Below are 11,445 nucleotides of genomic sequence, written 5' to 3'. Positions count from 1 at the left end.
AAGCCCTATCCGTCGGATGCTCCAGAATCATGCCATCATGGCTGCAGCAGGCGCTCTTCACAACCGGGTTTGGCGGCGGTCCCACACGCTTATCCCAGACTTTATCAGCAAACTGCACGATTTTTCAAATAGAAAGGGGCCCGTCGACAACGAGCCCCTGATTCACGAACACAAATCGGATCGTTAGGCCGTCGCGTTGGCCTTTTCCTCCTGCCGATCTGCATAGATGTAGAGCGGGCGGGCCGATCCGCGGACCACTTCCTCGGAAATGACCACCTCGCGGACGCCTTCCAGAGCCGGCAGATCGAACATGGTATCGAGCAAGATCTTCTCCATGATCGAGCGCAGACCACGCGCGCCGGTCTTGCGCACGATCGCCCTCTTGGCAATCTCGCGCAATGCGTCCTCGTGGAAGGTCAGTTCAACGTCTTCCATCTCGAACAGGCGCTGGTACTGCTTGACGAGCGCGTTCTTGGGCTCGGACAGGATCTGGATGAGCGCGTCCTCATCCAGGTCTTCCAGCGTCGCCAGCACGGGCAGACGGCCGATGAATTCCGGGATCAGGCCGAACTTGACCAGATCTTCCGGTTCCAGCTCGCGCAGCACTTCGCCGACGCGGCGATCGTCCGGCGCCTTGACAGCAGCGCCAAAGCCGATCGAGGTCTTCTCGCCACGGGCGGAGATGATCTTGTCGAGACCGGCAAAGGCACCGCCGCAGATGAACAGGATGTTGGTCGTGTCGACCTGCAGGAATTCCTGCTGCGGATGCTTGCGTCCACCCTGGGGAGGAACCGAAGCGACCGTGCCTTCCATGATCTTCAGCAATGCCTGCTGCACACCCTCGCCCGATACATCGCGGGTGATCGACGGATTGTCCGACTTGCGGGAAATCTTGTCGACTTCGTCGATGTAGACGATGCCGCGCTGGGCGCGCTCGACGTTGTAGTCGGCAGCCTGCAGCAGCTTGAGAATGATGTTCTCCACGTCCTCGCCGACATAGCCTGCTTCCGTCAGCGTGGTCGCGTCGGCCATGGTGAAGGGCACGTCGATGATGCGGGCGAGCGTCTGAGCCAGATAGGTCTTGCCGCAACCGGTCGGACCAACGAGCATGATGTTCGACTTCGCCAGCTCGACATCGCCGTTCTTGGACGCATGTGCGAGGCGCTTGTAGTGGTTGTGAACGGCCACGGACAGGATCTTCTTCGCCTGCCTCTGGCCGATAACGTACTCATCAAGAACCTTGATGATGTCCTGCGGTGTCGGAACGCCGTCACGCGACTTGACCATCGAGGATTTGTTTTCCTCGCGGATAATGTCCATGCATAGTTCAACGCATTCATCGCAGATGAAGACGGTCGGTCCGGCAATCAGCTTCCGGACTTCATGCTGGCTCTTACCGCAGAACGAACAATAAAGCGTGTTCTTCGAGTCGCCGCCGTTGCTGCCGCTGACTTTGCTCATATCACTTTCCTTCCAGCACGCCGTCAATTTCCAAGTTGAAATCGCGGTCCACTCTATGCATCCGCCGGACCTGCACCTCGTTATTAGCAGATCGCGGCGCCCTTCAGGGTACTGAACGCAGGCCCGACAAACGGAACTGCGTGGCAACGATCCCCCTCGAATGCCCGAATGCTATGTCATAAAAACGCTACATAGCACGAATGCCTACTATTACCGCGTTCCGTTCCACATTAAACCCCTATTCGATCACAAATGGGATAGAACTGTGGCGAGGAAGCCACCACCTCAAGGATAATCAAGAGGCGGCTTCACCTTCCATTTCGGTACGCGACGTCAGCACCTTGTCGATCAGACCCCATTCCTTTGCCTCATCGGAGGACATGAAATGGTCACGATCGAGCGTCTGCTCGACTTCTTCATATGTCCGGCCGCAATGCTTCACGTAAACTTCGTTCAGGCGACGCTTCATCTTGATGATGTCGCGCGCATGACGTTCGATGTCCGAAGCCTGCCCCTGGAAACCGCCGGACGGCTGGTGAACCATGATGCGGGAATTCGGTGTAGCGAAGCGCATGTCCTTGTCGCCGGCGGCCAGCAGCAGCGAACCCATCGAGGCTGCCTGGCCGATGCACAGCGTCGAAACGGCCGGCTTGATGAACTGCATCGTGTCATAGATCGCCATGCCGGCAGTCACGACGCCGCCCGGCGAATTGATGTAGAGCGCAATTTCCTTCTTCGGGTTTTCCGCCTCGAGGAACAGAAGCTGGGCGCAAACCAACGTGGCCATATGGTCTTCGACAGGCCCGGTCAGGAAGATGATACGTTCCTTCAGCAGGCGGGAATAGATGTCGTAAGACCGTTCCCCACGGTTGGTCTGTTCAACAACCATCGGCACCAGAGCCATAGCTGTATCGACTGGATTTCTCATGTGCGTCCTTTACCAAGCTTGCCCCGGCGGCAAAAGCGCCGGGAATCGAATAAAATCCGTTACCCCTACATAGAGTGTCACTGCCCTGCACTTCAAGACGCACGAAAGCATAACCTCAAAAAGCACTAATGCCCTAGGAAGCGTTGACAAAGCATTTCTAATCGCCGCTTTCGCAATGCCAACCGGCCGGGTGTCGTGCCATGCGCAATTCACCGCTTTTCCCGACCGCAGGGTGAAGGAAGCATAAAGGACGGTGCCGGTACGGCGCAGGCGGCGGAAACGGCCAAAATTTACCAAGACACTTAAGGAACTTACCATCTTATTCGGCAAGGATAGGCCAGTCGCAGGAACCGTCCGCTCTTTCGCGCCGACGGGTTGGCCCTGGCAAGGAGAAATGCTGATCGTGCTTAACATGACCACAGGGTTGATCATCTGGTGCTCGGAAGCCATCACCCTGGCGGCCGTATTTCTTCTTGCCTGGTGGCACGATCGCCGATCGCCCGCCTATCTGATGTGGGCGCTGGGCTTTATCGTGAATGCGATTGGATTTGCGCTGGTGGCGGCCCGCGGTTTCATTCCCGACATATTGTCGGTCGAGATCGGCAATGCGATCGCGCTGCTTGGCGAAAGCGCCTGGATTGCCGGCTTTCGATGGCTCGACAAGCGCAAGCTCGAATGGTCGGCCCTGCTGCCACCCGTCATCTGGCTGGTCGGTGTCAGCCTGCCATGGGTCAATGACAGCTTCGTCAATCGCATCATCATCCATGACCTGGCCGGCGCGGTCGGCGCGACATTGCTCGCCTGTGCGGTCCGCCCCGCCGAAGGTCGGCGGGAACAGGCGCGCGGCCAGTTAGGCTTTGTGTTCATGGCTCTAGCCTGCCTTTGCTTCGTGTCCTCCCTCGGGATGGCACTGTTCGCTCCCACGCAGGAAGAGGCCTTGATCTATCGTGGCTATGTGGCGCTCGGCGATGCGCTGTTCATCACGGTCGCCGTCGCATTGATGGGCAAGTTGCTGATGGAGCGCGCGGAGCGTCGTTGGCGGGCAATTTCCATCACCGATACGCTGACCGGCGTTTTGAACCGCCGCGGCCTTCAAGACAGCTACGCGATTCTTGCCGGAGAGGGACAACGGCAGCCGCAAAAGCTCGCCGCGCTGTTGTTCGATCTCGACCACTTCAAGACGATCAACGATCGTTACGGACACCAGACGGGCGATCTCGTTCTCATCGAATTTGCACGCATCGCCCACCAGTTCGTGCCGCGCGGCGGCGCGTTCGGCCGCATGGGCGGCGAGGAATTCGTCGCCTTCGTCCCCATAGACGATCAGGCACAGGCCGAGGCGCTGGCGGAAACGATCCGCGCCGATTTCTGCCGCGTCCCGCTGCTCGCGGGTCGTTCCCTGGTGCCGGCGACGGTCAGCATCGGCGTGGCAATCATGCCGCGTGACACTGTCAGCTGGGATCGGCTCGTCTCCTCCGCCGATCGCGCGCTCTACGCCGCCAAGCGCGCAGGCCGCAATTGCATCATCGTCTTCGACGAAATGGAAATCGCAAAGACGGTCGACGCGCCGCCAGACACAGATGGCGGCGAACTGGTTCCGACACTCGATGACCAGATTCACGCCCTGCGACGCATGGGCAAGCTCGCCGGCATGTGACGGGCTTTTCCCGCGCAATTTATTTCGATAATCCTTGTCATCATGATCACATCTTCTCTCCTCTCCATCGATTCGGCGGCCCGCCGCGTCTCTCTCGACGCCCGCGATCCCGCCTTCTATACGAATCCCAATGCGGTCTACGCCGCCTTGCATGCTCAATGTCCCACCTTTTACTGGGAGGAGCAGAAACAATGGTATTTCATAGGCTATGACCATGTGAACGGGCTGCTGCGCGACCGCCGCTTCGGCCGCCAGATCCTGCACATCGCCACGCGTGAAGAGCTCGGCATGCCGGCACCTCTGCCGCATCTGAAGAATTTCGATCTTGCCGAACAGTACTCGCTCCTCGAAATCGAACCGCCCGAGCACACGCGCCTGCGCACCCTCGTCAACCGCGCCTTCGTGTCCCGTCATGTCGAGAAGATGAAACCGGAACTGGCCGAACTGGCCACCCGCCTGATCGACGGCTTCGAGAAGGACGGTGAGGTCGAGCTTCTGTCGGCCTTTGCCGACGTCATTCCCGTCACCATGATCGCGCGGATGATCGGCATACCGGAAGAAATGGGGCCACAGCTGCTGAAGTGGTCCCACGCCTATGTCCGCATGTACATGTTCGGCCGTACGGCTGCCGACGAAGACGCGGCGGATCAGGCCGCGAAGGAATTCGCCGACTATGTGAAAACCGTCATCCGCGAGCGTCGCGCCAATCCGCGCGACGATCTTTTGACGCACATGATCACCACCGAGCACAAGGGTCAGTATCTGACCGAAGACGAACTGGTGTCGACGACGATCGTGCTGCTCAATGCCGGCCATGAAGCGACGGTGCATCAGATCGGCAATTCCGTGCGCGTCATCCTGGAAAGCGATTATTCGCCGGCCGAGCTCTTCAAGGACGAGGCGGCGACGGAACGAACGGTGGAAGAGACGCTGCGCATCTGCGCGCCCGTGCACATCTTCGACCGCTGGTGCCTGGAGCCGACGGAAATCGACGGGATCTCCTTTCAGCGCGGCGACAAGGTGGCGATGATCCTTGCAGCCGCCAATCTGGACCCGACGAAATTTTCCGATCCCCTCACCTTCAAGCCCGACCGCAACGAAGCACCCATCCTGTCGTTCGGCGCGGGTATCCATTTCTGCATCGGCGCACCGCTGGCCCGGTTGGAATTGAACGTCGTGCTGCCGATCCTCTTCGAGCGCTTGCCCGGGTTGAAGCTCAAGAGGACGCCCGAGGTCAAGGACGTCTACCAATTCCACGGCCTGGACAAGCTCGAACTGACCTGGTGAGTTCGAGCCGCCCGCCAGAGGCGGGTGTTCGCTGTTTTCGCCAGCCCGCGGCGCGGCAACCGGCAAAATTCACGTCATGGCTAAAATGCAAAATGGCGCGTCCGACCGGCGCGCCATCTTAAATCTTGGGTTCGGACGATGCCCGGACCGTATCAGCCGTAACGACCGGTGATGTAGTCTTCCGTGCGCTTCACCTTCGGCGCCTGGAAGATCTGCTCGGTCGGGCCGTATTCGATCAGGTCGCCGAGATACATGAAGGCGGTACTGTCGGAGATGCGGCTCGCCTGCTGCATATTGTGCGTGACGATGACGATCGTGAAATCGCCCTTCAGCTGCGACACCAGTTCTTCGACCTTGGCCGTGGAGATCGGATCGAGAGCCGAAGTCGGCTCGTCCAGAAGCAAGACTTCCGGGCGCAGCGCGATGGCGCGGGCGATGCAGAGACGCTGCTGCTGGCCGCCGGAAAGGCCAAGTCCGCTCTGGTGCAGCTTTTCCTTCACTTCGCTCCACAACGCCGTTTCCGTCAGCGCCGCTTCGACGCGCACGTCCATCTCCGCCTTGGAAATCTTCTCATAGAGCCGGATGCCGAAAGCGACGTTTTCATAGATCGACATCGGGAACGGCGTTGGCTTCTGGAACACCATGCCGACCTTGGCGCGCAAATCGTTCAGATCGACGTCCTTGGTGAGAATATTGCGGCCGTCCAGCAGGATCTCGCCCGAAACCGTCTGGCCCGGATAGAGGTCATACATCCGGTTGAAGGTGCGCAGCAGTGTGGATTTGCCGCAACCCGAAGGGCCGATGAAGGCAGTGACCGCATTTTTGCGGATGTCCATATTCACACCCTTCAGAACGCGATGGCCGTTCTGATAGGTGAAATCGAGGTTCTTCACCTGAAGTTTCGCGAGCATGCCGAGATCCGACTGAGAAACGGCGTCCTTCCCCGGCTGTGCGTTGACGCTCTGGAAACTGTTGTCGCTCATGTTCATGGTTTCATTCCTATCGTTCGGCGGCTGCGTCATTGGCGACGACCACTCAAGACACGGGCAAGGATGTTGAGGGCAAGGATGGCAACGGTGATGATCAATGCGCCGGCCCAGGCCAGTTGTTTGAGATCCTCGCCTGCATCGGCGGCGAGCGTGTTGATGGCAACCGGCAGCGTGGCGATTGGACCGGTCAGGTCTGCATTCATGAATTTGCTGTAACCGGCCGTAAAGAGAAGCGGTGCGGTTTCGCCGCTGATGCGGGCGACGGCCAGCAGGATGCCGGTGAGGATGCCCGTCCAGGCGGAACGATAGACCACCATCATCATGGACTTCCAGCGCGGCGCGCCGAGCGCGGCGGTCGCCTCGCGAAGCGCGTTTGGCACCAGCAACAGCATGTCCTGTGTCGTGCGGTTGACGACCGGAAGGGCGATCAGCGCCAGCGCAAGGATGCCGGCGATGGCAGAGTTGCCGTGCATGGGCACGACCACCGCGCCGTAGACGAACACGCCGATGATGATCGAGGGTGCTGACAGCAAAATGTCGTTGAGGAACTTGGCAGCCTCGGCAAGTTTGCTGCCATTGGCATATTCCACCAGATAGGTGGCGGCGAGAATGCCGATCGGCGCAGCAATCACGATGGCGAGGCCCGTGACCAGCACGGTGCCGTAGATTGCGTTGATCAGACCACCACGCGAGCCCTGGGCCGGGATCGACATGGTGAACACGTCGAGGCTGAGCGCCGATACACCGCGATAAAGGAGGGTCGCAAGGATTACGCTCAGAAAGAATATGCCGAGGACGGCCGCGATGAAGCACAAGACCATCATCACCCGGTTCTTCCCATAACGCCTCGACACGAGGTTCTGACGAATTGCATTGTCCATGGGTTTTTTCCTCAGAGCGAGTCGCCGCGGCCGATCATCCACCGCGCCGCCGCAAGCACGCAGAAGGAAAGGACGAACAGGAGCAGGCCGAGCGCAATCAGGCTCGACAATTGCAGACCGTCGGCATCGCCGAAGTTGTTCGCGATCTGGGCGGAAATGGTGGTGGACGGCGAAATGATCGACGATTGCAGACGGCTCACCGAGCCTATCACGAAAGTGACGGCCATGGTTTCGCCAAGCGCACGACCGAGGCCGAGCATGATGCCGCCGACGAGGCCGCGACGTGTATAGGGGATCAGGATGTGGCGAGCCACTTCCCATGTAGTCATGCCCATGCCGTAAGCGGATTCACGCAGCATCGGCGGCACGGTGGTGAACACATCGCGGGAGATCGCGGTGATGAACGGCAGGATCATGACGGCCAGCACGAGGCTTGCCGTCAACAGGCCGACGCCCGGCGCCGGCGGCTGGAACAGCAGGCCGATCAACGGCACCTGGCCGACCGTCATCATAAGGAAGGGCAGGATATAGGTCTGCATCAGCGGCACGAGAATGAACAGACCGACGATGCCGTAGATAATGGATGGAACACCGGCCAGAAGCTCGATGGCCGTACTGATCGGACGCCGCAGGCTGCCGGGGCAAAGTTCCGTGAGGAAGATGGCGATGCCGATGCCCAGGGGAATGGCAATCAGCATGGCGATGAACGAACTCACCAGCGTACCGACCACCGCAGGCACAGCACCATAGATATCGGCGGGAGCGCTCCACTTCGTGCCCCAGAGGAACGAAAACCCGAAGGCCTGGAAGGTTGGCAAGGCATCGATGACAAGAACCACAATAATTGCCAGCAGCAGAAGCACGACAAGAGCAGCCGAGCAAAGCGTCATAAAATAGAAAATCCGGTCCTGTCTCCGGAATTTTCTCGTGATGGCGGTGGTATCCAATGCCTGGAAGCCAGCCGTCTGAGTCGCGTCAGCCATCGATTTCCCCTTGTCCTGTCACGAAAGGCGGACAGGGCCAAACCCTGTCCGCCGCACTCTCATCCAGCACAAATTACTTCGTGCCAAAGTCCTTCTTCCAGGACTCTTCGACAACCTTGGCAACAGTTTCCGGAACCGGAAGATAGGACAGGTCGGTCGCGTCCTTCTGGCCCTTTTCATAGGACCACTTGAAGAACTTCAGCGCTGCTTCGTTCTGAGCAGGATCGGCCGGCTTCTTGTAGAGCAGAACCCAGGTCGAAGCTGCAATCGGCCAGCTCTTGTCGCCCGGCTGATTGGTGATGATCAGGTTGAAGTTCTTGGCATGGGCCCAATCGGCGTTGGAAGCGGCAGCCTTGAATGTGTCGAGGCTCGGCTCGATAACCTTGCCGGCCGCATTCTTCATCTTCGCGAAACCGATGTGGTTGGCGACGACATAGGAATATTCAACGTAAGAGATCGAGCCAGCCGTCTGGTTGACAGTGGTGGAAACGCCTTCGGAACCCTTGGCGCCGAAGCCGACCGGCCATTCAACCGCCGTGTTCGAACCAACCTTTTCCTTCCACTCCGGCGAAACCTTCGACAGGTAGTCGGTGAAGTTGAAGGTCGTGCCCGAGCTGTCGGCGCGATAAACAACGGAGATCGGCCCGGAAGGCAGCTTAATGTCGGGGTTGAGGGCCTTGATGGCCGCATCGTCCCACTTGGCGATCTTGCCGAGGAAGATATCGGCCAGCGTCTTGCCGTCGAGAACGAGTTCGCCCGGCTTTACGCCAGCAACGTTATAGGAAACGACGATGCCGCCGGAGATCATCGGGAACTGGGCAATGCCGTTCTTCTCGAGATCAGCGTCGCTCATCGGCTTGTCCGAAGCGCCGAATACAATGGTCTTGTCGAGGAGCTGCTTGATGCCGGCGCCCGAACCGACGGACTGGTAGTTGACGACATTGTTCGTCGCAGCCTTATAGCCCTCGGCCCACTTGGACAGAACCGGCGCGATGAAGCTCGAGCCGGCGCCCGTGATGTCGGCAGCCATAGCCGAAGCTGCCATGGTGACAACCAGGCCAGCGGTCAGGCAAAGGGAACGGAGTTTCAGATTAAGCATAGTAGACTCACTTCCTCAAGTGAACAAAAGGATGGCGAGCAGAAGACCGGCACGGGGTACTCATTATAGATGACCTCCCCACCTCAATCTCCTGGCGACAAGGATGGCTCTAAAGACGCATTGTTTCAGTTTGATGACAGTTTAATGAAGCGCCGGTGACACAACCTGCAGCAATGATAATGGCTATCCCGAAAGCACATGGAAAAGCTTGCCGTTCGGCGGAAAACATCGGCCTCCTTATTTTGATTCAGGGGGCTTTCAGAGACGGATCACATAGTCCTTGCGAGTCGTTTCAATGACTTCCCACGTCCCCTTGAAGCCGGGCTTCAAGATCATGCGGTCGCCGGCGCGCAAATGAAAAGCCTCGCCGTTCTCTGCAGTTACCACCGAATAGCCGGAGAGGATATTAAAGTACTCCCACTCGTCATAGACGATTTTCCATTTGCCCGGCGACGCCTCCCAGATACCCGCGTAAAGGCCGCCATCGGCCTCGTCGAGGTTCCAGGTGCGAAAGCTCGGAGCTCCCGAGACGAGCCGATCTGCAGCGGGCGCGCCGGTCTCCGGCTCGACGCCATCGATATTCAATCGCAGATATGTCGTCACAAATGCCTCCTGTCGATGCGCTTCGGCGGCAAAGCCTCAGCAGTCCGCGGTCGCTTCCTTGCGATCGCGGGACCGAGACAAGCACGAAACGACGACCCATCAAAGATAGCCGGCAGGCTTTTTCAGCCCTTTATCGACGCGGCCCTCAGACTTTCGCCAGTGCCTGCTCCAGGTCGGCGATGATGTCCTTGACGTCTTCGATGCCGACCGACAGACGCACCACATCGGGGCCGGCGCCGGCGGCGACCTTCTGTTCGTCGGTCAACTGCTTGTGCGTCGTCGAGGCGGGATGGATGACCAGAGAGCGGGTGTCGCCGATGTTGGCGAGATGCGAGAAGAGTTCCAGTCCCTCCACCAGTCCCTTGCCCGCTTCATAGCCGCCTTTCAGTCCGAAGGTGAAGACCGATCCCGCCCCCTTCGGCGAGTAGCGCTGCTGCAGAGCATGGTTCGGGTCATCCTCGAGCCCGGCATAGTTCACCCAGGCCACCTTCTCCTGCTCCTTCAGCCACCGCGCGACGGCAAGCGCATTGTCGGAATGGCGCTGCATGCGCAGCGGCAGCGTCTCGATGCCAGTCAGAATAAGGAAGGCGTTGAACGGCGAGATTGCCGGGCCGAGATCGCGCAGGCCGAGGACGCGGCACGCAATGGCGAAGGCAAAATTGCCGAACGTCGCGTGCAGCACGACACCATTATATTCCGGCCTCGGCGCCGACAGCATCGGATAGTTGCCGGAAGCCGACCAATCGAAGGTGCCGCCATCGATGATGACACCACCCATGGAATTGCCGTGTCCGCCGAGGAATTTCGTCAGCGAGTGCACGACGATGTCGGCGCCATGTTCCAATGGCCGGATGAGATAGGGACTTGCCATGGTGTTGTCGACGATCAGCGGCAGACCATGCCTGTGGGCAACGGCGGCGATCGCGTCGATATCGACGAAGGTGCCGCCGGGATTGGCGAGGCTCTCGATGAAGATGGCGCGCGTGTGGTCATCGATCTGGGCTTCGAAGGTGGAGGGATCGGCTGAATCGGCCCAACGCACCCGCCAATCGAAATTCTTGAAGGAATTGCCGAACTGATTGATGGAGCCGCCGTAAAGCCTCTTGGCGGCGACGAAATTGTCGCCCGGCCGCATGATGGTGTGGAAGACGAGCATCTGGGCGGCATGACCCGAAGCGACCGCAAGTCCCGCCGTTCCGCCTTCCAGAGCGGCCACCCGCTCCTCGAGCACGGCCTGTGTCGGGTTCATGATGCGCGTATAGATATTGCCGAACTGCTGCAGCCCGAAGAGTGCCGCGGCATGATCGGCATCCTGGAAGACGAAAGATGTCGTCTGATAGATCGGCGTGGCGCGAGCGCCCGTCGTCGGATCCGGCTGCGCGCCTGCGTGGACGGCCAGCGTGTCGAAACCCGGATTGTTCGTCGGCATGATTTTTCCTCCCGCCAGTTTTATCTGTGACGGGGAAATCATAGCGTCTGGTGTATGAAAGTTAACCGCGAACTTTGCTGCACTTTCCGGCCCGCGGGAAAAACGTGCCCGCTTTCAGCCGGATCGCG

General features: G+C 59.3%; 10 protein-coding genes. 2 read left to right on the top strand and 8 right to left on the bottom strand.

The features are described from left to right. Positions 1-183 precede the first annotated feature (183 nt). Together clpX and clpP are read right to left on the bottom strand one after the other, a co-directional pair. A complete protein-coding gene (gene clpX, locus FHT29_RS21250) occupies positions 184-1,461 on the bottom strand; it encodes an ATP-dependent Clp protease ATP-binding subunit ClpX (RefSeq protein WP_034507566.1) in 1,278 nt (425 codons plus the stop codon). Positions 1,462-1,756: 295 nt separating this feature from the next. Next, on the bottom strand, positions 1,757-2,389 hold the full coding sequence (gene clpP / locus FHT29_RS21245; RefSeq protein WP_037194184.1) for an ATP-dependent Clp endopeptidase proteolytic subunit ClpP: 633 nt from the start codon (positions 2,387-2,389) through the stop codon (positions 1,757-1,759). A 403-nt stretch (positions 2,390-2,792) separates the two neighbouring features. Between clpP and FHT29_RS21240 the strand changes: the two genes are divergently transcribed. Together FHT29_RS21240 and FHT29_RS21235 are read left to right on the top strand one after the other, a co-directional pair. Further along, complete coding sequence (locus FHT29_RS21240; protein WP_047553360.1) at positions 2,793-4,046, top strand: GGDEF domain-containing protein; 1,254 nt, start codon at positions 2,793-2,795, stop codon at positions 4,044-4,046. 42 nt (positions 4,047-4,088) lie between these two features. Continuing rightward, a complete protein-coding gene (locus tag FHT29_RS21235) occupies positions 4,089-5,333 on the top strand; it encodes a cytochrome P450 (protein WP_047553038.1) in 1,245 nt (414 codons plus the stop codon). A 152-nt stretch (positions 5,334-5,485) separates the two neighbouring features. Here FHT29_RS21235 and pstB read toward each other — a convergent pair whose 3' ends face one another. From pstB to FHT29_RS21205, 6 genes are all read right to left on the bottom strand, one after another. Next, entirely contained in the window at positions 5,486-6,244 is a 759-nt protein-coding gene (gene pstB / locus FHT29_RS21230) for a phosphate ABC transporter ATP-binding protein PstB (RefSeq protein ID WP_202032638.1), read from the bottom strand. 107 nt (positions 6,245-6,351) lie between these two features. Continuing rightward, positions 6,352-7,203, bottom strand: coding sequence for a phosphate ABC transporter permease PstA (gene pstA / locus FHT29_RS21225; protein ID WP_051963349.1), 852 nt, complete (start codon positions 7,201-7,203; stop codon positions 6,352-6,354). An 11-nt stretch (positions 7,204-7,214) separates the two neighbouring features. Then, entirely contained in the window at positions 7,215-8,186 is a 972-nt protein-coding gene (pstC, locus tag FHT29_RS21220; protein ID WP_037194180.1) for a phosphate ABC transporter permease subunit PstC, read from the bottom strand. 73 nt (positions 8,187-8,259) lie between these two features. Continuing rightward, a complete protein-coding gene (pstS, locus tag FHT29_RS21215) occupies positions 8,260-9,285 on the bottom strand; it encodes a phosphate ABC transporter substrate-binding protein PstS (protein ID WP_047553033.1) in 1,026 nt (341 codons plus the stop codon). A gap of 258 nt (positions 9,286-9,543) precedes the next feature. Beyond that, positions 9,544-9,888 (bottom strand): cupin domain-containing protein, encoded by a 345-nt coding sequence (locus tag FHT29_RS21210; protein ID WP_168600105.1) that lies wholly within the window; start codon positions 9,886-9,888, stop codon positions 9,544-9,546. Between the two features lie 145 nt (positions 9,889-10,033). Next, entirely contained in the window at positions 10,034-11,317 is a 1,284-nt protein-coding gene (locus FHT29_RS21205) for an O-acetylhomoserine aminocarboxypropyltransferase (RefSeq protein WP_037194176.1), read from the bottom strand. Positions 11,318-11,445: the final 128 nt, after the last annotated feature.

The organism is Rhizobium sp. SG741, from assembly GCF_012275435.1.
GTDB lineage: Bacteria > Pseudomonadota > Alphaproteobacteria > Rhizobiales > Rhizobiaceae > Rhizobium > Rhizobium lusitanum.
The sequence above is the reverse complement of the archived record's forward strand: the minus strand, read 5'-3'. Positions and strand labels throughout refer to the sequence as shown.

Bases quoted from the DNA above. Each gene is read 5' to 3' on its own strand.
- pstA (WP_051963349.1), bottom strand. From the start codon at position 7,203: ATGGACAATGCAATTCGTCAGAACCTCGTGTCGAGGCGTTATGGGAAG.
- FHT29_RS21205 (WP_037194176.1), bottom strand. From the start codon at position 11,317: ATGCCGACGAACAATCCGGGTTTCGACACGCTGGCCGTCCACGCAGGC.
- clpP (WP_037194184.1), bottom strand. From the start codon at position 2,389: ATGAGAAATCCAGTCGATACAGCTATGGCTCTGGTGCCGATGGTTGTT.
- pstS (WP_047553033.1), bottom strand. From the start codon at position 9,285: ATGCTTAATCTGAAACTCCGTTCCCTTTGCCTGACCGCTGGCCTGGTT.
- pstB (WP_202032638.1), bottom strand. From the start codon at position 6,244: ATGCTCGCGAAACTTCAGGTGAAGAACCTCGATTTCACCTATCAGAAC.
- pstC (WP_037194180.1), bottom strand. From the start codon at position 8,186: ATGGCTGACGCGACTCAGACGGCTGGCTTCCAGGCATTGGATACCACC.
- clpX (WP_034507566.1), bottom strand. From the start codon at position 1,461: ATGAGCAAAGTCAGCGGCAGCAACGGCGGCGACTCGAAGAACACGCTT.
- FHT29_RS21235 (WP_047553038.1), top strand. From the start codon at position 4,089: ATGATCACATCTTCTCTCCTCTCCATCGATTCGGCGGCCCGCCGCGTC.